The following is a 26,217-nucleotide window of genomic DNA, read 5'->3' as shown; positions in this document are numbered from 1 at the left end:
AGAAAATCAAGGGAAAGGTGTTTTTATCCTTGATGCCCAGCATCACCAGGGCCGTCAAACGGTCGCGGTCGATGCCCACATGGCTGACGTCGCAACCTTCCTTGGACAAAGTATCGGTGAGGAAACGGCCCATATGGTCGTCGCCCACTTTCGACAGCATGGCGGACTTCAAACCCAGGCGGGCCGTGCCGAAGGCGATATTCGCCGACGAGCCGCCCAGGTATTTGGCGAAGCTGGTCGCGTCTTCCAGGGTGCTGCCGATCTGCTGCGCGTACAGGTCCACCGCCAGGCGGCCCAGGCAGATCACGTCGAGCGCGCGGCCCTGGGCAAATTGTGTGCTGTTTTTCATGACATTCCTTCCTTATGACAATTGCACGATGCGCTGCTCGCGCCACGACACGGTGGCCGCTTCGGCCAGCTCCAGGGCTTTCAAGCCATCGTGGACGGTGGTCAGCAGGGGCGCGCCGTGGGCAAAGGCATCGAAAAAGTGCGCCATTTCGCTGGCGTAGGCGGCGCGATAACGTTCGAGGAAAAAGTCTTCCGGCTTGTCGACGCTGACGTTCATGGCGCCGTAGGCCGTCACTTCCGTCGGCTTGTGATTGCCCGCCTGCAGCATGCCGGCGCTGCCCAGCACTTCGAAGCGCTGGTCGTAGCCATAGGCGGCGCGGCGCGTGGTGTTGATCTGACACAAGCGGCCTTTTGCCGTGCGCAGGGTGACGGCCGTGCAATCGAGGTCGCCCGCCGCGCCGATGGCGGGGTCGACGAGGCAGCTGCCCGTGGCGTGCACGCTGACGGCTTCATCGTCGAGTATCCAGCGGAAGATGTCGAAATCGTGGATCAGCATATCCTTGAAGATGCCGCCCGAAAGCTGGATATAGCTGACGGGCGGCGGGCCCGGATCGCGGCTGGTGACGATGAGCAATTCCGGTGTGCCGATCTCGCCCGCTGCGATGCGCTGCTTGACGGCGGCAAACGTGGGATCGTAGCGGCGCTGGAAGCCGATCATGCACAGCACGCCCGCATCCTTGACGGCAGCCGCAGCGGCCCGCGCACGCTCCAGGGTCAGGTCGACGGGTTTTTCGCAAAAAATGGCCTTGCCGGCGGCGGCCGCGCGCACGATCAGGTCCGCATGCGTATCCGTGCTGGACGCGATCAGCACGGCTTTGACGTCAGGGTCGGCCAGTACCGCCTCCACGCTGGCGACGCTGGCACCATGCAGGGCCGCCACTTCCGCCGCCGCGCCCGCATGCACGTCAACCACGTATTTCAGGCGCACGCCAGGCTGGCGCACCAGATTGCCGGCGTGAATGCGGCCGATGCGCCCGGCGCCGAACAATGCCACTTGAATCATTTCCATCTCCTTGGTAGTCGCTAGTACGCTGCCCAAAAATGCACACGTGTGCAAATTCGGGCAAATAAAGGGTTAAAACAGGTGGATGACGCCCAGCATTACGCCGCTGAGCTTGGCACCCTTCTTGGTGGTGGCGAAGGCATTGCCGCCAAACGTGTAGTTGGCATTCTTGTCGTTCTTCGTTTGCGTGTAGTAGGCGTAGACGGTGCTGCGCTTGGACAGGTAATACTCGTAGCCCAGGGTTGCCTGCTTGGCGCCGCTATCGTCGCCGCGCACCAGGCTGGTCGCCTTGATGGTCACGCTGCTGCCATTGGGTGCACTGCCCGACACATCGCCCGCCACGCCGAAACGGCCGATGAAGGAACCGCCGCCCGCCTTGTAGGCGCCCGTGATGGTGAAGTAGTCGCGCTGCAAGTCGCCGCCGGCCACGTCATACACCATGCGATTCCAGGCCACGCCCACGTCGCCGCCACCGAAGTTGTAATTGCCCACGGCGCGGAACATCTTTTCGCTGAAGCCGGGACGCAAGTCCTTGTGCTTTTCGTAGCCGATGGCCCCTTTGATGGGGCCGTTCGCGTATTGCACGCTACCCGAATAGATGCGGTCACCGTTCGACGCCTCGTTTTCGCTGGCGCGGTAAATCGTGGCGCTGAAACCTTGCACTACGGGCGTACGGTAGCTGACGGCGTTCGAGGCGCGGCGGTTGAAGCCTTCGCCACCCAGCTGGGAAATATTGGCGTCGTCCTGGATGCCTTGGCCCACGAAACGGTTGGTGTAGCCGTTGATCTGGCGAATCGGTGTTGAAAAGCGACCCAGCGTGATGCTGCCATAGGCGGGGTTTTCCAGCCCGACAAAGGTATCCTTGCTATTGATGGCGCCCGTGCCATCGTCGAGCCTGGCATTGCCCTCGATCTGGAAGAAGGCCGTGCTGCCATTGCCCAAGTCTTCTCTTCCCCGGAAACCGATCTTCGAGGAATTGTCCGACACGCGCGATACCGACTCGCCATTCGGCGCCGTGGCCGAGCTCGACGTTTCGATACGGTCGAAGCCCGCATGGATGCGGCCGTACACGACGACGCTCGATTCGGCCAGGACGCAGCCTGGCGCGGCCAGCAACAATGCCATGGCGATATGTTTCAACTGCATGGTGTTCATCCCGTTTTCCATCTTGTCTCCTGCTTGTTTTTTTTGGTTGTGTGGATTACTCATGATGCTCAACAGTGTGTTGCCACTACGCGCGTCCCTCGCCGGACGCCTGTCCTCCTTTTCAAGAAAGTATCTCTAGGCACAGCGTGGCAGCGCCAGCGCCGCCAGTTGCGGGTACAAACGGGGGCCGCCCACCAGGATGGGGTTGCCCTTTTCCAGGCCGTTATCGGCCAGGAAATCATTGCAGCGCCCGCCCGCCTCGTTGACCAGCACGATGCCGGCCAGGCAATCCCAGGAATTGATGTGCGGCTCGAAATAGCCGATCAGGCGCCCGGCCGCCACATAGGCGATCATCAGGGCGCCGGAACCGTTGCGGATGAACATGCCGCCCTCTTCCAGCACGTCGAGCAGGAAGGGCAAAAAGGTATCGGTGCCCACGCGGTGCGAAAAGCCCACGCCCAGCACGCCGCCCTGCAGGCTGGCCACATCGTTGACGCGCAGCCGCGTTTCGCCGGACTTCGCTGCCACGTACGCGCCTTGCCCAAGGCAGGCGTGGAACAGCTCGTCCCCATTCGGGTCGTACACGGCGCCGATGGCGGGCTGGCCATCGACCAGCACGCCGATCGACACGCACCAGGCCAGCATGCCGTTGACGAAACAGGCCGTGCCGTCGATAGGATCGATGACCCACACGCAGCGCGCATCGGACGCGCCGCCGCCGCGCTCCTCACCCATCACGGCATCGTCGGGAAAGCGCTCGGCAATCTGTGCGCGCAGGAAATCCTCCACCATGCGGTCGGCGATGCTGACCATGTCCTGCAAGCCCTTTTCCTCGATCACCAGTTCCGTGCGGCGCTGGAACATGCCCAGCGCAATCTCGCCCGCCTGGCCGATGATGTGCTGCGCATAGGCATAGCGTTCCAGGGTGGCCGCGTCGGCCAGTACCGCTGCCTGTGTCATATCTGTCATGCTTGTCCTCCAATGATGGCTGCGCCATGTTCGTGTACGGTCATGGCGACCGATGTGCCTTGCGTGAAAACCTGGCTCAAGTCGTGCGAGACGGCAAACAGTTCGCCGACCGGCGTGGCTAGCGTGTATTGCATTTCGCGTCCCAGGTAGGTGGCGCGCGCCACGCGCACCACCATGGCGCTGTCGGGCTGCGCGGGCGACAGCAGGATCGCTTCCGGACGCACGGCGAAACTCGCTTCGCCGCTGCGCTGGCTGCGGCACGGCAGGCGCAGGCGCAGCTTGCCCATGACGCAGACGGCCTTGCCGTCGGCCACCGATTCGATCACGCCATCGACGATATTCGCGTTGCAGATGAAGTCGGCGACGAACTTGTCGGCCGGTGACTCGAACAGTTCGTGCGGCGTACCCTTTTGCGCGATCACTTGGCGGTTCATGACGATGATCTGGTCGGAAATGGCCAGCGCCTCTTCCTGGTCATGCGTGACATACACGGCCGTCAAGCCCAGCTTGACCTGGATATCGCGGATCTCGTCGCGCACGCGGCGCCGCAGTTTCGTATCGAGGTTGGACAGCGGTTCGTCCAGCAGCAGCACCTTGGGCTGCAGCACCAGTGAGCGGGCCACGGCCACCCGCTGCTGCTGGCCACCCGACAACTCGTTCGGGAAGCGCGCGGCGAAGTCGGCCAGGCCCACCAGGCGCAGGCTTTCCTGCGCCCGTTCCACGGCGCGCGGCTTGGTCTCGCCCGACACGATGAGGCCGTAGCACACGTTGTCGAGCACCGTCATGTGCGGAAACAGCGCATAGGACTGGAACACCATGCTGACATCGCGCTCGGCAGCCGATGTCAATGTGACGTCCTCGCCCGCCAGCAGGATGCGCCCGGCGCTGACGCGTTCCAGGCCCGCGATCAACCGCAGGGTCGAGGTCTTGCCGCAGCCGCTGGGGCCAAGCAAGGTGACCATGGTGCGCGGCGCGATCGTGAACGACACATCGTTCACGGCCAGGGCCTTGCCGTAGCGCTTGGTAACGCCGTCGAATTCCAGCGCGGCAATCTCTGTTGCGTGGGTAGTAAAGTGGTTCATGCGTAGCTCTTTTCCAGGTTGGGAACGGCGGCCGGCAGCGTTTTTTCGGCGCTGACGCGGCGAAGGCGGCGCTTGCCGACCAGCAAATGGATCAATTGGATGCACAGCAGGATGACAACGATCAACACCGTGGCGTAGGCGATGGCCGTGCCATAGTTGCCGTTCGAGACCAGGCCGATGATGTAGGACGTGGCCATGTCGTAATCGGCGCTGACGAGGAAGACGACGGCCGAGATCGACGTGATCGAGCGCACGAAGCCATACACGAGGGCCGAGGCGATGGCCGGGCGCAGCAGCGGCAAGATGACCTTGCGCATGGTGGTCCAGCTGCTGGCGCCCAGGGTGATCGACGCTTCATCCAGGCTGCCGTCGAGCTGGCGCATGGCGGCAATCCCCGTGCGCAAGCCCATCGGCATGTTGCGAAAGACAAAGCACAGGATCAAAATCGTGGCCGTGCCAGTCAACTCGATCGGTGCCGAATTGAACGCCAGAATGTAGCTGATGCCGATGACGGTGCCCGGAATGGCAAAGCTGAGCATGGTGCCGAACTCGAACGCGCTCTTCAGGGCGAATTGCTGGCGCACCAGCAGCCAGGCCGAGAGGATGCCGACAAAGGCCGTCAAGGGTGCGGCGATGGCCGAAATCGTCAGCGTAGTAAACAGCGACGGCCAGGCCTGGCCCGTCCAGTGCCAGCCGGAAGCGCCCGTCGTGATGCCGAAGGCGTCGATGTAATGGCGCAAGGTGAAAGCATTGTCCTGGCCCCAGTTATTCACGAAGCCGCCCGCCACCACCGTGCCGTAGATCAGGGCCGTGAAGGCGAACCATGGCAGGGCGATGCTCCACAAGGTGGTTTTCAGGCGCGGGTTGAGCGAGGCGTGGCCGCCATGGTCAGCCTTGCCCGTCACCGTCACATACGATTTCTTGCCCAGCCACAGGTTCTGGATGAAGAAGGCGCCCACGGCAAACGTCAGCAACACGATGGCCAGGGTGGCGGCGCGGCCCTGGTCGTTCGAGGCGCCCACCACGGAAAAGAAGATTTCCGTCGACAGTACGTGGAAGTTGCCGCCCAAGACCATGGGGTTGCCGAAGTCGGCCATGCTTTCGATAAAGCACAGCAGGAAGGCATTGGCAATGCCGGGACGCATCAGCGGCAGCGAGACCCTGACGAAGGTTTGCCAGCTGCTGGCGCCCAGGGTGCCCGACGCTTCTTCCAGCGAGGGGCTGACGCCTTCCACCACGCCGATTAATGTCATGAAGGCGATCGGCGCAAAGGCCAGCATCTGCGACAACCACACGCCCGTCATGCCGTACAGCCAGCGGCTTTGTTCGATGCCGAACAGGTCGCCGACCAGGCTCGTGATGGCGCCGTTGCGGCCGAACAGCAGGATCAGCGCCAGGCCCAGCACAAAGGGCGGCGTGACGATCGGCAAGATGGTGATGGCGCGCATGGGGCGTACCCAACGGCCATTGGTGCGCGTCACCAGCAGGGCGAACACGAGACCGAGGAAGGTGGCCGAGACGCCCGTCAGCAAGGCCAGCGCCAGGGTATTCCAGGCAACGCCGCAGCGGCCGGGGCCGGCTACGCAATTGAGGCTCCAGATGCCCGGATCGGCCAGGCGGCGCGCCAGGGCCGCTGCGCCCGTGCCACCGTCATCCATGGGCTGGCCGGCACTGACCAGTATCAGTGCGACGGGGAACAGCACGAACAGGGAAATCAGACAAATGATGAGGCCAATGGCACCGGCCACGAAGGCGTCGCCACGGCACACGCCGCAGGCGGCCGCACCCGAGGTGAGGAGGAACAGCAGGGACAGCGCCAGCAGCAGCGCACCATAGCCCAGGCCGGTGCTGGCGGCCAGCGGTCCCCAGCCCAGCCATGCCAGCCACAGCAGGCCCACGGCAGCAATGGCGATCTGGCCCAGGCCCAGGGTCTTGCGCTGGGGATGGCCGGCCACCAGCGCGGCGCTGGCGGCGAGCAGGGCGAAGAACACGCCCAGCGGCCAGGCGCCGAACGACAGCAGGTGCAACACGGCCGGTGCGCCACGGTCACTGAAGAACTGGCCATCGCGCAGCCATTCGCCGGCGAACAGGCCAGCGTCCTGCTGATGCCAGGGCAACAGGCACAACGCTGCCAGTGCGGCCAGCAGCCAGCCGTAAAATATCTTTTTCATGGGTCTCTATCCAGCTAAAGGCGCCCGCCAGCATGGCCTGTGCGGCATGCGGCTTCTACTGCCGGGCGCGGTACGATGACAGTGTTGCCAGCCTTAGTTGCCGGCGGAATAAATCTGCGTGGTCCAGCGTTGCAGCAGGCGCTTGCGCGTGTCCGAGGCGCCATACTTGGCAAAGTCGTAATTGATGGTCTTGATGTTTTCCAGGCGCGGCGAGGCGGCGGGAATGGTGGCCGCCACATTGGACGGGATCTGGAAAGCCAGCGCTTTCACGGCCTCGCTCTGCACGTCGGCACGCAAGGCGAATTCATAGAATTTTTTTGCCTGCTCCATGTTTTTCGCCCCCTTGACGATGCTCATCGAGCCGATCTCGTAGCCCGTGCCTTCGCAGGGCGGCAAGACTTTCACGGGAAAGCCGGCCACGGTGAGTTTCATCAGGTCATGCATGAAGCCGATAGCCACACCCGCTTCGCCACGGCCCACGTCCTCGCCCGGCGCCACGCCCGCGTTCGGATACTTGCTGACGTTCTGGCCCATTTTCGCCAGGAAATCGAAGGCTTCTTCTTCGCCCATCAGCTGCACCACGGTGGCCAGCGCGTTGTAGGCGGCGCCCGATGAGTTCGGATTGGCCATCTCGATCTCGCCCTTGTAGGCGGGCTTGACGAGGTCTTTCCAGCACTGCGGCGGCGGCAGGTTTTTCTTCTTCAACACATTGTCGTTGTAAGCCAGGCCCAGGATGCCGATGTAGATGCCGACGGTGCGGTACTTGGCCGTCTCGGCCTGCTTGAGCGCCCACGGCTGCAGCTTGGGCAGGGTGGGCGATTTGTATTCTTCCGTATAGCCTTCGGCGGCGGCCTGCAGGTGCGGATCGCCCGTTCCACCCCACCAGATGTCCGATTTCGGGTTCGACGCTTCGGCACGGATCTTCGCATACGCCTCGCCGGCGCTCTTCCTGATCATCGATACCTTGATCTTGCTTTCCGCCTCGAAGCGGTTCTTCATCAGCTGGCACCATTCCATGTCGGCCGAGCACAGCACGGACAGGCGTTCCTCGGCGGCCATGGCCGTCAGCGGCAGGGCCAGGCTTATAGCAATCGCAACATTGCGCATCTTCATCGTCTCACTCCAAGTTTGTTGTCGTTGGGGTACTTCAGACCGCACCGCTATTTTGCGGTGTCACTGTCCCGGGATGTGCTTTTCAGGGGCTTGCACTGCATTGCACACGTGTGCACACCTTACCATCAGCCGATTTTGACTGTCAACAAGAATCTCGGCAGGCGTGCGGCGTAGTGTTTTACCGACAAAAAAAAACCGCCAGCTGTGACTACAGCTGGCGGTTTTCGGGGGATGCAGCGGGCGCGTGGGTTTATTCCCAGGCTTCCTTGCCCGTGCGTGGCTTGCCCACCATCAGCAGCGCGCCCAGGGTCAGCACGGCCGCCAGCGACAGGTAGTAGCCGACGTATTGCAAACCGTAATTGGTAGCCAGCCAGGTGGCGATGTACGGCGCCAGCGAGGCGCCGAGGATACCGGCCAGGTTGAACGTCAGCGAGGCGCCCGTGTAGCGCACTTCGGGCGGGAACAGCTCGGACAGCATGGTGCCCAGAGGTCCGTAGGTCATGCCCATCAAGCCCAGGCCGACAGCCATGAAGGCGGTCACTTCCCACGTCACGCCCGAGCCGAACATCGGCGCCAGCACCAGGCCGAAGATGGCGATGGCGACGGAGACCCAGATCAGCGTGGCACGGCGGCCGCGGCGGTCGGCCAGCACGGCCGAAAATGGGATCGTCAGGGCAAAGAACAGCACGGCAAACAGCTGCACGACGAGGAATTCCTTGCGCGTGAAGCCCAGCTTGGTCGTACCCCAGCTCAAGGCGAACACCGTCATCAGGTAAAACAGCACGAAGGTGGCCAGGGCGATGATGGTGCCCAGGAACAGCATGCGGCCATGCTGGCGGAACACGGTGGCAACGGGCAGTTTGACGACCTCGTTCTTGTCGATGACTTTCTGGAAGTCCGGCGTTTCCGTGATCTTCAGACGCACGTACAGGCCGACGATGACCAGCAGCGCGCTAGCCAGGAAGGGGATGCGCCAGCCGAAACTGAAGAACTGTTCATCGGTCATGGTTTCGCTCAGCAGCAGGAAGATGCCGCCCGACAGGAAGAAGCCGATCGGCGCACCCAGTTGCGGGAACATGCCGTACCAGGCGCGCTTGCCCGGTGGCGCGTTCTCCGTGGCCAGCAGCACCGCGCCGCCCCACTCGCCGCCCAGGCCCAGGCCCTGGCCGAAACGGCACAGCGCCAGCAGCAGCGGCGCCAGGGTGCCGATGGAAGCGTAGGTCGGCAGCAAGCCGATGATGACGGTGGAGATGCCCATGGTCAGCAAGGCGGCCACCAGGGTGGCCTTGCGGCCGATACGGTCGCCGAAGTGGCCGAATACGGCCGAGCCGATGGGGCGGGCGAAGAAGGCGATGGCGAACGTGGCCAGCGACTGCAGCACGGCGGCCGACGGGTCGCCGGCGGGGAAGAACAGTTTCGGGAACACCAGCACGGCGGCGGTGGCGTAGATATAAAAGTCAAAGAACTCGATGGTGGTGCCGATCAGGCTGGCGAACAGCACCGTGCCGGGGGAATTTTTCTTGGGGGGGGTGCTCCGGGGCTTACTCATTTACTGCGCTCCTTGGGGAGGGTGTCTAAAGGCCATTCTCTGGATGTTTTTTCAGGCAGCAGCACAGCACGTTGTCTCCGTGTCGTTCACATATCATAGCTGTGCGCAGGCGTATTTGCTGCGAATTTGCTATTAAATTCGCAAACAAATTCCACGCCGCAACACGCCGTTGTTAACGGTAGACAACGGAGTACCAACGCGCGCTATCGCGCTGTGATCAGTGCTGATTTAGAGAAACAACGGTCGTGCGCCATCCGGTTACCCGGGGCACGGCAGGAAAGGCGTCAGGGGATGGGCGACGTGTATCAGGCCCGGCGTATCGCCAGGCATTCCGTACCAGACCCGCGCGTCGGCATCGCGGCATCGGTCATTTGTGGTGAATCCTTGCCTGCGGCCCCTCCGGGTGGAGCGGGCCGGCGATCATCGCGCTGCATCACTAAGGATGCGGTTGATCTTGCTGTAAGCGGCTTATCATACGCGCAGTGGTGCACTGCGGCAAGATAATGCAGGCAGTTACGCCGCCATCAGGGCAAACGCCGTGGCGATCTCCGCGCTGTCGAGCGGGCGCACGAGGCGCGCCACTTCCTGGCCATCTTTCAAAAAGATCAGGGTCGGCCACAGTTTCACGCGGAATGAACGCCCGAGCGCGCGGCCGGGGCCGTCCTCCATGCGCAGGTGCGGCACCCCGGGGTACTGCGCAAACGCGGCGGCCAGCGGCGCCTGGGTGGCGCGGCAGTGGCCGCACCAGCCCGTGCCAAATTCCAGCAGGGCCGGCCCGGTCAAGGCGTCGATCTCGGCGCGCGCCATTTGCGCTACGCAATAAGTGTCGTTCATCATGCCCGTCTCCTGGTTAGCTCAGACCACTTTCACGCGCAGTTCGCCCAGGCCGTCGATGGCCCCCAGCAGCTCGTCGCCGCGCTGCACGGCCGCCACGCCGGCCGGCGTGCCCGTGTAAATCAGGTCGCCCGGCTGCAAGGTAAAGTAGCTCGACAGGTCGGCGATGGTTTCAGCCACGTTCCAGATCAGCATATCGATGCTGCTGCGTTGACGCAGCTCACCGTTCACGTGCAGGGTGATGGCAGCATGCCCGACGTCGCCCGCCTGCGCGGCCGGGGTGATGGAACCGATGGGCGCCGACTGCTCGAACGCCTTGCCCGTTTCCCATGGACGGCCCTGCTTTTTCGCTGCGCCCTGCACATCGCGGCGCGTCATGTCCAGGCCTATCGCATAGCCCCACACGTGGCTCAGTGCATCGGCCACGCCGATGTCGCACCCGCCCTTGCCGATGGCCACCACCAGTTCCATCTCGTGCTGGAAATCCTGCGTCTGGGCCGGATATGGCAGTTCGCCCGTCGTGCCGGCAGGCACAGGCAACACGGCGTCGTTTGGTTTCATGAAGAAAAACGGCGCCTCGCGGCCCGTATGGCCCATTTCCTTGGCGTGGTCGACATAGTTGCGGCCCACGCAATAGATGCGGTGGACGGGAAAGCTGTCGGCGCTGCCGGTGACGGGAACGCTGGGCTGGATCGGTGCGGGAATGACATACGACATGAAGACTCCTGAGCGGCACAATAAGAAGACGGGCATAAAAAAGCGGCACCGCAGTGCCGCCCATTTTACGGCAACTTTATTTCAACAGGCCCGAGCGGCTCGGGTCCGGCATGCGGATGGCAACGATGAAGGAAATCAGGCACATGACGGTCACGTACCAATAGAAATATTCTTCCACGTGCCAGGCCTTGAACTGCAGCGCCACGTATTCGGCCGAACCGCCGAACATGGCGTTGGCGACCGCATACGACAGGCCCACACCCAGCGCGCGCACTTCGACAGGGAACATTTCCGCCTTGATCAAGCCGCTGATCGATGTGTAGAAGCTGATGATGGCCAGCGCGACGACGATCAGGCCAAACGCCGCATACGGGCTGGTGATGTCCTTCAATGCATGCATGATCGGCAATACGCACAGGGTGGCCAGGCCGCCAAAGAACAGCATCGAGGTGCGGCGGCCGATGCGGTCGGACAGGGCGCCGAACACCGGTTGCAAAATCATGTAGACCAGCAGGGCGCACGTCATGACGGCGCTGGCCATCTTGGTATCCATGCCGGCCGTGTTGACCAGGTATTTCTGCATGTAGGTGGTAAAGGTGTAGAACACCAGCGAACCGCCGGCCGTAAAGCCCAGCACGGTGATGAAGGCGCGCTTGTGCTTGAGCAAGCCGCGCAAGCTGCCCGCATCCTTGTCCTTGCGCTCGCTGGCGGTGGTCGTTTCCGTCAGCGATTTACGCAGGTTCAGCGACACCAGGGCTGCCAGGGCGCCAAAGACGAACGGGATGCGCCAGCCCCAGGCACGCAGTTCTTCCAGGGTCAAGAGTTGCTGCAAGACCACCAGCACCAGCAATGCCAGCAACTGGCCGCCGATCAGGGTCACGTACTGGAACGAGGCGAAGAAGCCGCGCTTGCCCGATTCCGACACTTCGCTCATGTAGGTGGCGCTGGTACCGTATTCGCCGCCCACGGACAAGCCCTGGAACAGACGCGCCACCAGCAGCAGGAACGGGGCGAAGGCGCCGATGGTGGCATACGTGGGCAGCACGGCGATCATCAAGGAACCGCCGCACATCATCAGCACGGAAATCATCATCGACTGGCGGCGGCCGTATTTGTCGGCGATGCGGCCGAACAGCCAGCCGCCCACGGGACGCATGAGGAAGCCGGCGGCAAAGATGCCGGCCGTCTGCAGCAACTGCGTGGTGGGGTTACCGGAAGGGAAGAAGGCGTGCGAGAAATACAGCGCGCAGAAGGAGTAAATGTAGAAGTCGAACCATTCGACCAGGTTACCGGAGGAAGCGCCAATGATGGCCTTGATGCGCTGCTGGGAAGTCAGCTGCGCAACGTCATGCGGAGTAGCGTGGGATGTCATATCAATCTTCTTGTTCGTGTGAAAAAGCCAACACCAGCCGGGTTGCCCGGGCTGGTTTTGCATCATACGCCCTTGATCAGGGTCAAAAAAGGCGCCCGACATACGCGTTAATACGTACTGCCGGCAACTTTTTTTGCCTATGGGCGCGCAGGATCAGACCCGTTCCAGCACCAGCGCAATGCCCTGGCCGACGCCGATGCACATGGTGCACAGCGCATAGCGCCCGCCCGTGCGGTGCAGCTGGTTGACGGCCGTCATGGCCAGCCGTGCACCCGAGGCGCCCAGCGGATGACCGAGGGCAATCGCGCCGCCATTCGGGTTGACGCGCGGGTCGTCGTCGCGCAAACCCAGCTGGCGCAGCACGGCCAGGCCTTGCGCGGCAAACGCTTCGTTCAGTTCGATGACGTCGAAGTCGGCCAGGCGCAATCCCGTCATGGCCAGCACTTTCAGGGTGGCAGGCGCGGGGCCCATGCCCATGATGCGCGGCGCCACGCCAGCTGTGGCCATGGCCACGACACGGGCGCGTGGCGTCAGGCCAAAGCGGGCCGCGTTGGCCTCGTCGGCCAGCAGCAGGGCTGCCGCGCCATCGTTGACACCGGACGCGTTACCAGCCGTAATCGTGCCATCGGCGCGCACGACGGGTTTCAATTTAGCCAGGGTTTCCAGGGTGGTGGCGCGTGGATGCTCGTCACGGCTGACGACGCGAGGCTCACCCTTCTTTTGCGCGATGCTGACGGGACAAATTTCACTGTCGAACACGCCCGCCTGCTGCGCCGCCAGCGCTTTCACCTGGCTGGCCAGGGCGAACGCATCCTGGTCAGCGCGGCTGATACCGAAGTCGGCGGCCACGTTTTCCGCCGTTTCCGGCATCGAATCGACGCCATACTGCGCCTTCATCAGGGGGTTGATGAAACGCCAGCCGATGGTCGTATCTTCCATTTTCATGCCGCGCGAAAAAGCGCTGTCGGCCTTGCCCATGACAAACGGAGCGCGGCTCATGCTTTCCACGCCGCCGGCGATCAGCAAGCCCGCTTCGCCGCTCTTGATGAAGCGCGCGGCGCTGCCGATGGCGTCCAGGCCGGAGCCGCACAAACGGTTCAGGGTGGCGCCCGGAACGCTGTCGGGCAAGCCGGCCAGCAAGGCCGCCATGCGCGCCACGTTGCGGTTGTCCTCGCCCGCCTGGTTGGCACAACCGTACAACACGTCGGTGACGGCAGTCCAATCCACGGCGGGATTGCGCGCCATCAGGGCACGGATGGGCACGGCCCCCAGGTCGTCGGCGCGCACACCGGCGAGTCCGCCGCCATAGCGGCCGAATGGCGTACGCTGCGCATCGCAAATATAAGCGTGACTCATGTTCTTTCCTCCAAGAAAGTGGTTTGCGTATTGATGGTGACGTATTGATGGTGAACTAACGTCCGTCCGTCAGCGGCACGGCCGTCAACGCTTGCAACTGCTCAAGACTCAAGCCTTCGACCAGCTCGATGACGGTGGCGCCGTCTGGGCCCAGGTCGAGCACGGCCAGGTCGCTGTAGATGCGACTGACGCAAGCGATGCCCGTCAGCGGATACGTGCAGGCCTGCACCAGCTTGCTTTCACCCGTCTTGCTCAGCAACTCCATCATGACCCAGGTTTTTTTCGCGCCGATGGCCAGGTCCATCGCCCCGCCCACGGCGGGAATCGCGTCTGGCGCGCCCGTGTGCCAGTTGGCCAGGTCGCCCGTGGCGGACACCTGGAAGGCGCCCAGCACGCAGATATCCAGGTGGCCGCCGCGCATCATGGCGAAGCTGTCGGCATGGTGAAAATAGCTGCCGCCCGCCAGCAGGGTGACGGGCTGCTTGCCGGCGTTGATCAAGTCATAGTCTTCTTCGCCGGGCGCCGGCGCCGGGCCCATGCCGATGACGCCGTTTTCGCTGTGCAGGATGATGTCCGCGCCTTCCGGCAAGTGATTCGCCACCCGGGTCGGCAAGCCGATGCCCAGGTTCACCACGGCGCCTTCGTGGATGTCGGCCGCCACGCGGGCCGCCATTTGATCTCGATTCCATTGATGCATATTGATACTCCTCAGGCAGCTTTGAAGCCGGCGGGGCCGGTGGCCGTGCGCGGCACTTGCACGATGCGCTGCACAAACAGGCCCGGCGTGATGACGTGCTCGGGGTCGATGCTGCCCAAGTCAAGCACCTCGTGCACGGAGGCAATGCTCACTGTCGCGGCCATGGCCATGATGGGACCGAAGTTGCGCGCCGTCTTGCGGTAAGTCAGATTGCCCCAGCGGTCGCCCTGCTCTGCCTTGATCAGGGCGAAATCGGCGTGGATCGGCGACTCGAACACATACATGCGGCCATCGATCTCGCGCGTTTCCTTGCCCTTGGCCAAGTCTGTGCCATAGCCCGTGGGCGTAAAAAAGCCGCCGATGCCGGCGCCGGCGGCGCGAATGCGCTCGGCCAGGTTGCCCTGCGGCACCAATTCGAGCTCCAGCTTGCCCGCGCGGTACAGGGCGTCGAATACATGCGAATCGGCCTGGCGCGGAAACGAGCAGATGATCTTGCGCACCTGTCCGTTTTTCAGCAAGGCGGCCAGTCCCGTATCGCCATTGCCGGCATTGTTGTTGACGATGACGAGGTCGCGCGCGCCCTGGGCGATCAAGCCGTCGATCAGCTCGGCCGGCTGGCCTGCGCCGCCAAAGCCGCCAATCATGACGGTGGCGCCATCGTGGATATCGGCCAGCGTATCAATCACGCTGGAACGCAGTTTGTCGATCATTGCCTGTCTCCTCCCAATCAAACGCAGTGTCTATTTGTTCGCATTGCAAACAAATATTCGTATTTAGAACTTATTCGTGAGAATATGCCTGATCGGGGTGCTTGTCAATTTGTCGTTTTCGCCAGCGCCATGGCTATAATTGCCACCTTGACCCATTGGAATTGCCATGACCGCACGCAACAGCACGCCCCTTTCCGCCGAAGACACCCTGGATGCCAACGGCGCGCCCCGTCCCGGCGACAGCTATGTGCAATCGTTCGCGCGCGGCCTGGCCGTGCTGCGCAGTTTTGGCGCGGACGCGCCGCAACAGACCTTGAGCGAAGTGGCGGAACGGGCGCAAATGACGCGCGCGGGCGCGCGGCGCATCCTGCACACCTTGTTGCATCTCGGTTATGTGGAAGCGGATGGACGGCTGTTCCGCCTGACGCCCAAGGTGCTCGACCTCGGTTACGCCTATCTGTCGTCCCTGCCCGTGTGGACGCAGGCGCAGCCGTTGCTGGAAGAGCTGATGCACACCTTGCGCCAGTCGTGCTCGGCCACCGTGCTCAACGGCGACGACATCGTGTATGTGGTGCGCCTGTCCGCGCATCGCACCATGTCGATCAATCTGGGCATCGGCAGCCGCCTGCCCGCTTACTGCACCTCGATGGGCAGGGTGTTGCTGTCGGGCCTGGCGCCCGAGGCGCTGCGCGACCGGCTATCGACAATGGCGCTGCTCCAAATCACGCCGGCGACCAAGGTCGATATCGAGGTCTTGATGGAAGAAATTGCGCAAGTGCGACGCCAGGGCTGGTGCCTGGTGCAGGAAGAACTGGAACAGGGCTTGATCGCCCTGGCTGCGCCCGTGTTCGACCGGGCGGGCAAGGTGGTAGCGGCGATCAACGTCAGCGGCCAGACGGCGGGGCCGTCCGTGGCGCACTTGCTGGAACACAGCCTGCCGAAACTGCTCGATACGGCAAGCCGGGTCAGCGCCCTGGTGCGGGTGCAGCAGTGATTATTTTGCAAACTTCGCGCACGGGTCCGGGCGCGGCTGCGCCGGCATCGTTTGCGTCAAGTCGAACGTACCCTTGTAGCCAGTGCCGCCCTGCTCCAGGTAGCCGATGCTGCGCACGTTCAGTTGCGGGTCGGCCAGTTTCAGCCAGCGGGGCACACCGATATCCTTGCGCACATGCTCATTGCCGGCAATCAGCACCACGTCGCGCGGCGCCTGGTCGCGGATCAGCTTAGCCATCCAGATATCGCGCGCCACCTGGGCATTGACGACGCCTTTCACCATCATGTCGGGCAGCATATTGCAGCGGGCCGCCTGAACCAGCTTCTGTTGCCCGTCCAGGATATCGGCCGGCACGGGCGCGGCCAGGTAAGTGGCCACCATGGCAGGCGGCATGGCCCATTGGATGCCGTCGCGCACGATGCGCGAGGCATCGGCCGGCGACAAATTGCCGGCGACCAAGCTCAGCTGGTAACTGATGACGAGGTCCAGCACGGGCCGGTACAAGCTCCAGTCCCAGCGCGGCTGCTCCATCACGCGGATGATGCAATCGGGGTCGGCGCAATCGCGCGCGGCGCGCGTCAGCAAGGCCTGGTTTTCACGGTCGAACTGCTCCATGACAATCACGGGCCGCCAGCCGGCAGCCAGCCGGCGCTGCAACTCCTGGACGCGCAGGCGCTGGCCTTGCGCATTGTCATGCACTTCACCCAGCAGCAACACTTGCGGATTGGGCAAGGTATCGGCCACGGGTACGGGAGCGAGAGGCGCTTGCTTCTTCAGCAAGCTGCCGCAGGCAGCCAGCGCCAGCACGCTGCACAGCAGGACGGCGCGCGCGCCGGTGCGGAAAATCACGGTCTTCATGTAAACGGGCATCCAGAGTGGCGATGCGCCAGATTGTACCGTCTCAGGCCGGCCAGGCCGGCAAGAAAGGCGATACGCCAGCCCAGGTCGCCACTGCGCGGGCGCAGCACGCCAGCGAGGATGCCGCTGATGCCGGCAATGCGGCCATTGAACAACATCAGCAAGGCGGCAGCCAGGCCGATCAGCATGCCGCCGGCCAGCGAGGCCCCGGGCGTGAAATGCTGCCAGGCGATGTTCATGGCAGGGTTCAATCCGCTTCGTCGTTGAACGGGGGGCGCGGCGCGCAAAATTGCGCGTACAGCACTTGCAGCACGGCCAGCACGGGCGCGCTGGCGACGCGGTAAAAAATCTGCTTGCCATCGCGCCGCGTGGCCACCAGCATCTCTTCGCGCAGCACGCCCAGTTGCTGCGACAGGGTCGGCTGGCCGATGCCCACTTTTTGCTCGAGGTCGCTGACGCAATGCTCGCCCTCGGATAGCTGGCACAGCAGCATCAGGCGGTCGGCATTGCCCATGGCCTTGAGCAGCGAGCTGGCCTTGTAGGCCGAACCGCGCATGACATCGAGCTTGTATTCGGCGTGTTGTGTTGCGACTGTCTCCATCTTGCCCTCCCTCAGGCGGTCATATTGATCAACATGCGATAAACAATATACTAATCAATATATTGTTTTCCTGCTGGCGATTCGCACCAAAAAACAACAATGTTATTCAACGATAGCGTGCTCATGCAAAGAGCGCGGCAACGATAGGCATAACGCTATCAAAATGATAAATATTCGTAATTTAAAGTAAATAAACGTAGCAAAATTGCCACGATCCGTGATGTAATGATGCCTCATCATAAAAACCGTGATACGCCCCCGTACAGGCGAATTGTCCGTCCATGCGCAGGCCGGTTTCGGCCGCGCCGCACGGTGAACCAGGGAGTCCAAGATGAAGATACTTCAGCCGCTATGCGTGGCCCTGCTGGCGCTGTCGGCCAGTGCAGGCAATGCGGCGGCAACCGGCGCTGGCATGCCGGGCAACCCGCACGCGGCGAGCGATCAAATCGTCAGCGACGAGAGCCGCGGTTTCAATAACACCAGTGAGCATCCCGGCTGGGAAACGCCGGACTTGCCGTATGCCCGCCTGCTGGCGCAGGGCACGACACTCGATGCAGCGCCACACTGGCGCAGCGCCGGTGCACACCAGGACGCACTGCCACCGCCCACCACCGCAACCACCCCTGCGGTACAGCAGACGAACGTGCCGCCGCCCGTGCCCGAAGCGAGCATGGTCTCGATGTTGCTGGTGGGACTGGGTTTGCTGGCCTTTAGCATGCACGGTGAAAAACAGGAAAAATTCGATGGCTGACCTTATTTCGGTGGCCGATGCCGCTGCGTTAAAAAAATTCCGCCTTGTGCGGAATTTTTTTGGCCCCTTCACTTGTCGAGCAGGCGGCAAACCCTTTCGATATTACCGACAGGCATGCCTGACTTCAGGGCGCGCGCGATACACGCCGCCTTGTCCGTGCCCGAGGCGGAAATGAGCACGAAGGTCGTGCCCAGGGCGCTGACGACGACGAGCAGGATCAGCACACCTTTGACGATATCCCAGTTCATGGCGCTTCAACAATGTCATACGTAAGATCATCAGCGTCGAGGGCGCCGTGGTAGCGTTGGGCTGGCGACAGGCGTCCCGGACCCGTTCGCGCGGCCATGTCCGACAAGGTTGCCGGGCTGATCTCGACGTCGCAGGCATCGGTAATGGAAGGCATCAGTGCTCCTTGGAAAATGAGGAGGTGGCTGCCGCATCCGGCCCGTTCAGCAGCGCATGTAATTTTTGCATGGTAGCCCAGTTACGCGAGGTGACGCCATCGCCCAGCAGCACGCCCAGCGCCGCCACCACCTTGCTGGCCAGCACGCCATCGGGACACCAGGCATACGCGGCCCATCGTCCCAGGGCCAGCGCTTCCGGCTGCCACGGCTGCTGTACCAGCGGCGCCAGTCGCCGCATGTCGGCCGGATTGTTCAGCACCAGGGTCAGCAAACGGGTCGCATCGGCCGCCGGCGCCAGGGTGTTTTGTTCGATCAGTTCGGCAAACTGGCTGGCCGACAGCACCGTCACCCTGGCCGCCACGCCCAGTTTCAGCACCAGCGCTTCCTCGATGCGGGCAGCGGCGTCGGCCGGCGCCACCTTGCCCCCGTCATACACGACGTTGCCGCTGTTGAGCGCAGTGCGCACCTGCGCAAAACCCAGGTCGCCCAGCAGCTTGCGCAAGTCGGCCATGGCCACGCGCTTGGCGCGGCCCACATTAATCCCGCGCAACAACGCTACTTGCTGACTATTTTCTAGCTGTGCCATGTGTTGTCTCCTTGCCTATGCCGGGCTGCTGGTGCCTTCCGGCAACGGCGTCACCGTGGGCAGGCGCAGCAGGAACGTCGCACCCTGTCCCAGCGTGCTGCTGACCGTGATGGTGCCGCCAAACTGCTTGGCAATCAAGTTGAACACGATATTCAAGCCCAGTCCCGTGCCGCCCTGCCCGCGCCGCGTGGTGACGAAGGGGTCGAACACGCGGTCGAGCATGTCGGGCGCGATGCCGCGGCCATTGTCGCGCACCTGCATGGCGATCCACTCGCCGTCGCGGCGCACGCCGATATGGATATGCCCGGCCGTGTCCGCATCGAAGGCGTGCTCGACACAGTTCAACACCAGGTTGGTCAGCACCTGCGCCAGCGCGCCCGGATAGCTGTCGAGCATGATGTCAGGCGGACAATCGATATCGATGCGGATGCGCGTCTTTTTCAGGGTCGGCTGCAGGCTCGAGATCACTTCACCGATATAGTCGCGCAATTCGAACAAACGGCGCGCCTCGCTGACCTGGTCGACGGCGATCTGCTTGAAGCTGTGGATCAGGTGCGCGGCGCGATAGGCATTGTTCATGATCAGCCGCGCACTTTCGCCGGCCGTTTCCAGGTAGCGCACGATATCGGTCTTCTTTACGCTGCCGCCAGCCACCGCCGCGCTGATCTGGTCGGTGGCTTCCTTCAGCACCGAGGCGCTGGTCAGCGCGATGCCGACCGGGGTGTTGATTTCATGCGCCACGCCCGCCACCAGGCTGCCAAGCGAGGCCAGGCGTTCCGACTGCAGCAACGATTCCTGCGCGCGGCGCAGCTCGTCCATGGCCTGCGCCGTCTCCTGCTGCGAGCGGCGCGCCATGTCTTCCGCTTCGCGGCTGCCCTCGATGATGGACTTGAGCTTGCGCTGCACGGCATTGAAGCCGCGGATCACGTCGCCCAGTTCGTCGCGCCGGTTTTCCGGCAGTTCCTCGACCTCATCGCTGCCGCGCGTGGCCAGATCGAACAAGCCGTCGCGCAACTGTTTCAGGGGCTCGAAGACGATGCGCAGGCTCAGCGCCAGGGCGCCCACGAGAATGATGTCAAGCAGCAACACTTCCAGCACCTTGCGCCGTACTTCGCCGCGCAAGGCCGCATCGATCTGCGCGCGACTGAAATTGACGATGACCTTGCCGACGATTACCGGCTTGCCGCCCGAGGCTGCCGCCACGGCGTCGCGAAATACCAGCGGCGCCTCGACGGGCGTGCCGCCCATGGCCATATCGGAGGTCAAAGGCACGAGGGTGCCGGCAGCGTCGCGCACCTCGCCGGCGAACAGGCCGACCGAAGCGTCGTAGACGCGGATGCCGACCAGTTCCGGCGGCAGCATTTCGGCCGCGACGATACTGTCGACCTTGGATTTATCGAGGTCCCACAACGCGGAAGGCAAACTGGTCTGCAAGCGCGTAAGCACGCCGCTGCGCAGGCGCGCACTGCCCGATTCGAGTTCCTTGCTCAAGGTATATTGGGTATAGGTACCAGAAATGCCCAGCACCAAGGTGACGATCACGACAAAAAGCAAGGTCAACCGAACTTGGATACTCGCCATCAAGCTACACTCCCAGGGCCGGCTGCCGGCCCGCGGCGCGGGCGCAGATACGTCAGCGGACAACAGCCTGAATCAAATGTACGGTATGACATGCTTATTGGCAAGATTTACAGCAAGGGCGTTTTCCACAAAGGTATTGATACAGCTTGAGACATTGCGTCATGGCAATGGTAATATCGCGCAACCCTCTAAGGAGTCGTCATGACGGTCATTCATCAACATCTACCCCTTGAACAGGTTCGTCCTGGCATGGTCTTGTCGGATGTCTTGCTCGATGCGCACGGACAAGTACTGTTGCCGCAAGGGGCGGTACTGACGGCAAACATGCTGGCCCTGATGCCGCGCCACGGCATCGTCATGCTGCCTATCCAGGCACCGCCACCGTCGCCGGAAGAAATCGCCGCGCAGCAAGCGGCCGACAGCGCGCGGCTGGCCCATCTGTTCCGCAAGCACGACCCGGATGCCCCCGAAGACGCGGCCACCACCTTGCTGCGCAACTATGTCACGGCTTACCGCCTGGGTACGGGACAGGCCGCATGAGCACCCAGCTGACACTCGACGATATCGTCGCCCACCTCGATGACTTGCCTTCGCTGCCCGCCGTCGTCATGGAACTGTTGAATAGCATCGACCAGGAAGATGTCGATATTTCCGTACTGGCCAAAAAAGTGTCCTATGACCAGGCGCTGACGGCGAAAACCCTGCGCCTGGCCAACTCTTCCCAGTACGGCCTGCAAGTGAAAGCCACCACTATCCAGCAGGCGATCACTTATCTGGGATTCCAGACCACGCGTAGCCTGATCACGTCGGCCGCCATCACCGGTTGTTTTCCGGAAGGACGCTGCCCCGGCTTCGACGACAAGGCCTTCTGGCGCCATTCCGTGGCGACGGCCGCCTGCGCCAAGGTGCTGGCGCGGCAAATCCGCTTCAACCAGGATTACGCCTTCACGGCCGGCTTGCTGCATAACATCGGCCGCCTGGTGCTGGTCAGCAGCTTTCCCGCGCACTACGCGCAAGTCATCGCCCACCAGGCGGCGCACGATTGCAGCCTGCTCGAAGCGGAGCAAGCCGTGCTGGGCGTGGACCACGTGCAGGCAGGCGTGGCACTGGCCGAGCACTGGAATTTTTCCGACACCATGCGCCTGGCGCTGGCCAATTACCTGCAGCCGGAAACGCCGGGGGCAGGCTTCCTCGCGTCGCTGATCCACGTCGCCAATGCCATCGTGTGCGCGCTCGACCTGGCACAGGCGGGCGACGACATGGTGCCGCATGTCTCGGCGGTGGCCTGGGAGGCGCTGGGCCTGGGCGAAGAGGCGTATCTGCAGCTGTTCCGCGAAACGGAACTGCGCTACGACGAAATCACCACGGCCTTGTTAAGCTGACTCGGCAGACAACGCCGCAAACGCAAACGGCTCTCGCTGCGAGGCGAAAGCCGTTATAGGTACTGCCATGTGTCCATGCCACCCGCTCCACGCCAGCCTGTTGCCGCCAGCAGTTACGCAAGCGGCACAGTCAGCGCGCGAACACCACATCAGTGCGCGTAATTCGATTCTTGCGCATCGCCGCGGTCTTCCGCCTTGGGACGGCCCTGGGCGTCGGACAGACGATACTTGGTGCGGCGGTCGCCCATCAAGTCGCGCAAGTCACGGATGCTCATGCCCGTCACTTCGTGCATGCGTATCAGCAGCGAGGCGCCAACCGGCAAGCGGTGGTGGCGGATCTTGCTGATGACGGGTGGCGCCACTTCAAGCAAGCGCGACAGGGCTGCATCGTTTTTCAGCTGCATCTTGCTCAGCAGAATATCCAGCAGGTGATTCGGGTTGTAACTCTCTTGCGATGCTAATGCATGATGTGCCATGATTTTTCCTCGTCTGGTGAATGTAGAAAATAATGCCGATACGAACTTAAGGCTGGCTTAGAGTGTTCAAATAAACGTCGTTCATCTGATTCAGCCCTCCCCTGCGTCCTCCCTCCTTATCGCGCTGCCTGCACAGAACGCGCGCAGCCACCTCCAAGCCATGTGCGCCGCTTGCCGTGTCAATAAAAGCACGTGCAATCCACAGAAATGAATTGCATATAAGGCAATATACTAGCCCCAACACGCCGCATCTGCGCCTCGCGCAAGCTTCCTGATTGTTAAATATCAATCAAGCTGCTGGTTGGCTTGGCAACGATGCCTTTTCAACACATTAGGATGCCTGCGGGCGCACACAAGGCTTTGCAGCAACTTGTTACAAATCAATGGTGTCGTGCGGCAATAAATGCTTTACGGCATCGCCGTACCGGGCGCTGCAATCTTGTCGACAAGGTCAGCACGGCATGGCCCGTATCGGCGATTTACGCTAAACTATGGCCTGAACTTGCAGCGAGCCTGCCACCGGGCAGCCAGAGGCGCCCGGCCGGTCATCCACCGTCTCCCGCCTCGAGCGGCGCCCAGCGCAGCGGCCCCCTGCCCGGCCATTTGCCGCCACTTTTACCGATAAGCACCGACTCCATGCAGAAAAAAGTATTCATTAAAACCTTCGGCTGCCAGATGAACGAGTACGACTCGGACAAGATGGCCGACGTGCTGGGCGCCTCCGATGGCCTGGTGCGCACCGACACGCCGGAAGATGCCGATGTGATCCTGCTCAACACCTGCTCCGTGCGCGAAAAGGCGCAGGAAAAAGTGTTTTCCGACCTGGGCCGTCTGCGCGAGCTGAAACTGGCCAAGCCGCACCTCTTGATCGGCGTGGGCGGCTGCGTGGCGTCACAGGAAGGCGACGCCATCGTCAAGCGCGCGCCGTATGTCGACATGGTCTTCGGCCCGCAAACCCTGCACCGCCTGCCGCAAATGATCGAACTGCGGCGCTCCAGCGGCGCCTCGCAAGTGGACATCAGCTTCCCGGAAATCGAAAAGTTTGACCACATGCCGCCGGCCAAGGTCGAAGGCGCTTCGGCGTTTGTTTCCATCATGGAAGGCTGCAGCAAATATTGCAGTTATTGCGTCGTGCCCTACACGCGCGGCGAAGAAGTGTCGCGCCGCTTCGAAGACGTGCTGACGGAAGTGGCAGGCCTGGCCGCCCAGGGCGTCAAGGAAATCACCCTGCTGGGGCAAAACGTGAACGCCTACCGGGGCGCGATGGAAGGCGGCGACATTGCCGACTTCGCCCTGCTGCTCGAATACGTGGCCGACATTCCCGGCATCGCCCGCATGCGCTTCGTCACCAGCCACCCGAAGGAATTCACGCAGCGCCTGATCGACGCCTACGCCAAGATCCCGCAGCTGGTCGACCACCTGTATTTGCCGGCGCAGCATGGTTCCGACAAGATCCTCGGCGCCATGAAGCGCGGCTACACGGGCCTCGAATACAAGTCCATCATCCGCCGCATCCGCGCCGTGCGCCCGAACATGGCGATTTCGTCTGACTTCATCGTCGGTTTCCCCGGCGAGACCCAGGCCGACTTCGACGCCATGATGAAGCTGATCGCGGATGTCGGCTTCGACAACAGCTACAGCTTCATCTTCAGCAAGCGCCCCGGCACGCCGGCCGCCAGCCTGGAAGACGACACGCCGCATGCAGTCAAGCTGGCCCGTTTGCAGCAGTTGCAAACGGCTATCGACGCCAACACGCGCAAATACAGCCTGGCCATGGTGGGCACGGTGCAAACCATCCTCGTCGAAGGCCGCTCGAAGAAAGACACGGACGATAGTGAACTGCAAGGCCGCACGGAAAACAACCGCGTCGTCAACTTCGACGCCGGCCCGGATGCGCTGCAGCTGGTCGGCCAGCTGGTCGACGTACGCATCACCGAAAGCCATTCCTACACCCTGCGCGGCGAACTCGTCGCCAGCGCACCCGCATTGAAAAGAGCCAGTTGAAAACCAAAGCCCCGATACAGCCGCATTACTTCATCCCCGAGCCGCTGGACAACACGCGCCTGGCGCATTTGTGCGGGCCGCTCGATGAAAACCTGCGCCAGATTTCCGCCGCCCTCGACGTGACGATCTTCCGCCGCGGCGAGAAATTCATCGTCGGCGGCAGCAATGCCGAAAGGGCCGTGGAAATCCTGGAACAGTTCTACGCCATCGCCAACAAGGTCGTGCCGCTGGAAGAAGTGCAGCTGGCCCTGGTGGAGCAGCGCGCAGGCCTGTCCGCCGCCTCGGAACACCATGCGACCGCGCCCGTCAGCACCTTCGTCGAGCCGGACATCGCCAGCCCCGTGCTGAAAACCCGGCGCGCCGACCTGCGCGGGCGCACGCCGCACCAGATCGCCTATTTGCGCGACATCCTCGAACACGACATCAGCTTCGGCGTGGGCCCTGCCGGCACGGGCAAGACCTACCTGGCCGTCGCCTGCGCCGTCGACGCGCTCGAGCGCGACGCCGTCAAGCGCATCATTTTGACGCGCCCCGCCGTCGAAGCGGGCGAGCGCCTGGGTTTCTTGCCGGGCGACCTGGCGCAAAAGGTCGACCCGTACCTGCGTCCCCTGTACGACGCGCTGTACGATTTGCTGGGCTTTGACCGTACGCAAAAGCTGTTTGAAAAACAGGTGATCGAGATCGCCCCGCTGGCCTACATGCGCGGGCGCACCCTGAACCACGCCTTCGTCATTCTCGATGAAGCGCAAAACACCACCGTCGAACAGATGAAGATGTTTTTGACGCGCATCGGCTTTGGCAGCAAGGCCGTGGTGACGGGCGACGTGACGCAAGTCGACTTGCACAAGAGCCAGACGAGTGGCCTGATCGACGCCGTGCACGTGCTCAAGGACGTGCGCGGCATCGGTTTCACGCAATTTAACAGCACCGACGTGGTGCGCCATCCGCTCGTCGCACGCATCGTCGACGCCTATGAAACGGCACAGGCGGCGAATGCCGACGCGGCCCAGTTACTCCCCTTGTTGAAATCAGCCAGTGCCAAAAATGTCCGAAAAAAATAAACTTTCGCTGTCCGTGCAATACCCGGATACCCGCCTGGAAACCCTGATCACGCGCCCGAAACTGCGCCGCTGGGTCAAGGCGGCGCTGTTCGCCCCGGCCGAATTGACCATCCGCTTCGTCGACGCGGAAGAAGGTCGCATCCTGAACCGCGACTACCGCGAAAAGGACTACGCCACCAACGTGCTGACGTTCGCCTACAACGAAGGCGAAGAACTCGCCGACGACGAGCCGACGCGCGCCGACATCATCCTGTGCACGGACGTGCTGGAAAAGGAAGCGCAAGAGCAAAAGAAAAGCGTGGAAGAGCACACGGCCCATTTGATCGTGCACGGCGTGCTGCATGCGCAGGGCTACGACCACATGGATGACGAGGAAGCGACCGAGATGGAAGGCCTGGAAACGGAAATCCTCGCGAAACTCGGCATTACCGACCCGTACAAGGAGTAAGCAC

At 62.7% G+C, this 26,217-nt stretch carries 28 protein-coding genes and 1 pseudogene; 7 read left to right on the top strand and 22 right to left on the bottom strand.

Features of this window, described 5'->3' with window-relative positions; genetic code table 11:
* The 14 genes from K0F85_RS28630 to K0F85_RS08465 all read right to left on the bottom strand — a co-directional run.
* Positions 1 to 349: PfkB family carbohydrate kinase (locus tag K0F85_RS28630; RefSeq protein WP_374198656.1), on the bottom strand; the 349-nt coding region annotated here is incomplete at its 3' end.
* 12 nt (positions 350 to 361) lie between these two features.
* Positions 362 to 1,351 (bottom strand): inositol 2-dehydrogenase, encoded by a 990-nt coding sequence (iolG, locus tag K0F85_RS08525; RefSeq protein WP_219115585.1) that lies wholly within the window; start codon positions 1,349 to 1,351, stop codon positions 362 to 364.
* Positions 1,352 to 1,423: 72 nt separating this feature from the next.
* The gene (locus K0F85_RS08520) at positions 1,424 to 2,518 is read right to left on the bottom strand and encodes a porin (RefSeq protein ID WP_219115584.1); all 1,095 of its coding nucleotides are present in this window, start codon (positions 2,516 to 2,518) and stop codon (positions 1,424 to 1,426) included.
* A 114-nt stretch (positions 2,519 to 2,632) separates the two neighbouring features.
* Complete coding sequence (locus tag K0F85_RS08515) at positions 2,633 to 3,466, bottom strand: inositol monophosphatase (protein ID WP_219115583.1); 834 nt, start codon at positions 3,464 to 3,466, stop codon at positions 2,633 to 2,635.
* Positions 3,463 to 4,548, bottom strand: coding sequence for an ABC transporter ATP-binding protein (locus K0F85_RS08510; protein WP_219115582.1), 1,086 nt, complete (start codon positions 4,546 to 4,548; stop codon positions 3,463 to 3,465). The genes K0F85_RS08515 and K0F85_RS08510 overlap by 4 nt, the downstream gene beginning before the upstream one ends.
* On the bottom strand, positions 4,545 to 6,719 hold the full coding sequence (locus K0F85_RS08505) for an iron ABC transporter permease (RefSeq protein ID WP_219115581.1): 2,175 nt from the start codon (positions 6,717 to 6,719) through the stop codon (positions 4,545 to 4,547). The genes K0F85_RS08510 and K0F85_RS08505 overlap by 4 nt, the downstream gene beginning before the upstream one ends.
* Before the next feature lie 93 nt (positions 6,720 to 6,812).
* Positions 6,813 to 7,832, bottom strand: a complete 1,020-nt coding sequence (locus tag K0F85_RS08500; RefSeq protein ID WP_306983702.1) for an ABC transporter substrate-binding protein — start codon at positions 7,830 to 7,832, stop codon at positions 6,813 to 6,815.
* Between the two features lie 250 nt (positions 7,833 to 8,082).
* Positions 8,083 to 9,381 (bottom strand): MFS transporter, encoded by a 1,299-nt coding sequence (locus K0F85_RS08495; RefSeq protein WP_219115580.1) that lies wholly within the window; start codon positions 9,379 to 9,381, stop codon positions 8,083 to 8,085.
* A gap of 513 nt (positions 9,382 to 9,894) precedes the next feature.
* Positions 9,895 to 10,218, bottom strand: coding sequence for a thioredoxin family protein (locus K0F85_RS08490; protein WP_219115579.1), 324 nt, complete (start codon positions 10,216 to 10,218; stop codon positions 9,895 to 9,897).
* Between the two features lie 18 nt (positions 10,219 to 10,236).
* Positions 10,237 to 10,932, bottom strand: a complete 696-nt coding sequence (locus tag K0F85_RS08485; protein WP_219115578.1) for a fumarylacetoacetate hydrolase family protein — start codon at positions 10,930 to 10,932, stop codon at positions 10,237 to 10,239.
* A 76-nt stretch (positions 10,933 to 11,008) separates the two neighbouring features.
* Entirely contained in the window at positions 11,009 to 12,304 is a 1,296-nt protein-coding gene (locus tag K0F85_RS08480; RefSeq protein WP_219115577.1) for an MFS family transporter, read from the bottom strand.
* A gap of 153 nt (positions 12,305 to 12,457) precedes the next feature.
* Positions 12,458 to 13,660, bottom strand: a complete 1,203-nt coding sequence (pcaF, locus tag K0F85_RS08475) for a 3-oxoadipyl-CoA thiolase (protein WP_219115576.1) — start codon at positions 13,658 to 13,660, stop codon at positions 12,458 to 12,460.
* A 55-nt stretch (positions 13,661 to 13,715) separates the two neighbouring features.
* Complete coding sequence (locus K0F85_RS08470; RefSeq protein WP_306983696.1) at positions 13,716 to 14,357, bottom strand: 3-oxoacid CoA-transferase subunit B; 642 nt, start codon at positions 14,355 to 14,357, stop codon at positions 13,716 to 13,718.
* A gap of 11 nt (positions 14,358 to 14,368) precedes the next feature.
* Positions 14,369 to 15,067 carry a 3-oxoacid CoA-transferase subunit A gene (locus K0F85_RS08465; protein WP_219115575.1) on the bottom strand — a complete coding sequence of 233 codons (699 nt, stop codon included), beginning with the start codon at positions 15,065 to 15,067 and terminating at the stop codon, positions 14,369 to 14,371.
* A 166-nt stretch (positions 15,068 to 15,233) separates the two neighbouring features.
* Here K0F85_RS08465 and K0F85_RS08460 point away from each other — a divergent pair, with 166 nt between their 5' ends.
* The gene (locus tag K0F85_RS08460) at positions 15,234 to 16,061 is read left to right on the top strand and encodes an IclR family transcriptional regulator C-terminal domain-containing protein (RefSeq protein ID WP_219115574.1); all 828 of its coding nucleotides are present in this window, start codon (positions 15,234 to 15,236) and stop codon (positions 16,059 to 16,061) included.
* Here K0F85_RS08460 and K0F85_RS08455 read toward each other — a convergent pair whose 3' ends face one another.
* From K0F85_RS08455 to K0F85_RS08445, 3 genes and pseudogenes are all read right to left on the bottom strand, one after another.
* Complete coding sequence (locus tag K0F85_RS08455; protein WP_219115573.1) at positions 16,062 to 16,919, bottom strand: ChaN family lipoprotein; 858 nt, start codon at positions 16,917 to 16,919, stop codon at positions 16,062 to 16,064.
* A 53-nt stretch (positions 16,920 to 16,972) separates the two neighbouring features.
* Positions 16,973 to 17,158: pseudogene (locus K0F85_RS08450) on the bottom strand (YeeE/YedE family protein); the annotation flags it as partial.
* Between the two features lie 8 nt (positions 17,159 to 17,166).
* Positions 17,167 to 17,520, bottom strand: a complete 354-nt coding sequence (locus tag K0F85_RS08445) for a metalloregulator ArsR/SmtB family transcription factor (RefSeq protein ID WP_219115572.1) — start codon at positions 17,518 to 17,520, stop codon at positions 17,167 to 17,169.
* A 331-nt stretch (positions 17,521 to 17,851) separates the two neighbouring features.
* Between K0F85_RS08445 and K0F85_RS08440 the strand changes: the two genes are divergently transcribed.
* Positions 17,852 to 18,271, top strand: a complete 420-nt coding sequence (locus tag K0F85_RS08440) for a hypothetical protein (RefSeq protein WP_219115571.1) — start codon at positions 17,852 to 17,854, stop codon at positions 18,269 to 18,271.
* Positions 18,272 to 18,339: 68 nt separating this feature from the next.
* On the opposite strand, the gene K0F85_RS08435 is transcribed toward K0F85_RS08440, so the two are convergent.
* The 4 genes from K0F85_RS08435 to K0F85_RS08420 are packed head-to-tail and all read right to left on the bottom strand — an operon-like array spanning position 18,340 to position 20,842.
* Complete coding sequence (locus K0F85_RS08435) at positions 18,340 to 18,519, bottom strand: hypothetical protein (RefSeq protein WP_219115570.1); 180 nt, start codon at positions 18,517 to 18,519, stop codon at positions 18,340 to 18,342.
* The gene (locus K0F85_RS08430; RefSeq protein WP_219115569.1) at positions 18,516 to 18,674 is read right to left on the bottom strand and encodes a hypothetical protein; all 159 of its coding nucleotides are present in this window, start codon (positions 18,672 to 18,674) and stop codon (positions 18,516 to 18,518) included. Before K0F85_RS08430 ends, K0F85_RS08435 begins: the two co-directional genes overlap by 4 nt.
* The gene (locus K0F85_RS08425; RefSeq protein WP_219115568.1) at positions 18,674 to 19,261 is read right to left on the bottom strand and encodes a DUF1697 domain-containing protein; all 588 of its coding nucleotides are present in this window, start codon (positions 19,259 to 19,261) and stop codon (positions 18,674 to 18,676) included. Before K0F85_RS08425 ends, K0F85_RS08430 begins: the two co-directional genes overlap by 1 nt.
* 15 nt (positions 19,262 to 19,276) lie before the next feature.
* Positions 19,277 to 20,842: a sensor histidine kinase gene (locus K0F85_RS08420; protein WP_219115631.1), complete on the bottom strand. Its 1,566-nt coding sequence runs from the start codon at positions 20,840 to 20,842 to the stop codon at positions 19,277 to 19,279.
* Positions 20,843 to 21,043: 201 nt separating this feature from the next.
* Between K0F85_RS08420 and K0F85_RS08415 the strand changes: the two genes are divergently transcribed.
* Complete coding sequence (locus K0F85_RS08415; RefSeq protein ID WP_257572611.1) at positions 21,044 to 21,382, top strand: hypothetical protein; 339 nt, start codon at positions 21,044 to 21,046, stop codon at positions 21,380 to 21,382.
* On the top strand, positions 21,379 to 22,224 hold the full coding sequence (locus K0F85_RS08410) for an HDOD domain-containing protein (protein ID WP_219115567.1): 846 nt from the start codon (positions 21,379 to 21,381) through the stop codon (positions 22,222 to 22,224). Before K0F85_RS08415 ends, K0F85_RS08410 begins: the two co-directional genes overlap by 4 nt.
* Before the next feature lie 149 nt (positions 22,225 to 22,373).
* On the opposite strand, the gene K0F85_RS08405 is transcribed toward K0F85_RS08410, so the two are convergent.
* On the bottom strand, positions 22,374 to 22,700 hold the full coding sequence (locus tag K0F85_RS08405; RefSeq protein ID WP_034746769.1) for a hypothetical protein: 327 nt from the start codon (positions 22,698 to 22,700) through the stop codon (positions 22,374 to 22,376).
* 636 nt (positions 22,701 to 23,336) lie between these two features.
* Between K0F85_RS08405 and miaB the strand changes: the two genes are divergently transcribed.
* From miaB to ybeY, 3 genes are read left to right on the top strand one after another with little or no spacing between them, the layout of a single operon-like run.
* On the top strand, positions 23,337 to 24,704 hold the full coding sequence (gene miaB / locus K0F85_RS08400) for a tRNA (N6-isopentenyl adenosine(37)-C2)-methylthiotransferase MiaB (protein ID WP_219115566.1): 1,368 nt from the start codon (positions 23,337 to 23,339) through the stop codon (positions 24,702 to 24,704).
* A complete protein-coding gene (locus tag K0F85_RS08395; RefSeq protein WP_219115565.1) occupies positions 24,701 to 25,765 on the top strand; it encodes a PhoH family protein in 1,065 nt (354 codons plus the stop codon). The genes miaB and K0F85_RS08395 overlap by 4 nt, the downstream gene beginning before the upstream one ends.
* The gene (gene ybeY / locus K0F85_RS08390) at positions 25,749 to 26,213 is read left to right on the top strand and encodes an rRNA maturation RNase YbeY (protein WP_219115564.1); all 465 of its coding nucleotides are present in this window, start codon (positions 25,749 to 25,751) and stop codon (positions 26,211 to 26,213) included. The genes K0F85_RS08395 and ybeY overlap by 17 nt, the downstream gene beginning before the upstream one ends.
* Positions 26,214 to 26,217 lie beyond the last annotated feature (4 nt).

Origin of the sequence: Janthinobacterium sp. UMAB-56, from assembly GCF_900095265.1 — a bacterium.
Taxonomy (GTDB): Bacteria; Pseudomonadota; Gammaproteobacteria; order Burkholderiales; family Burkholderiaceae_D; genus Janthinobacterium.
The sequence above is the reverse complement of the archived record's forward strand: the minus strand, read 5'-3'. Positions and strand labels throughout refer to the sequence as shown.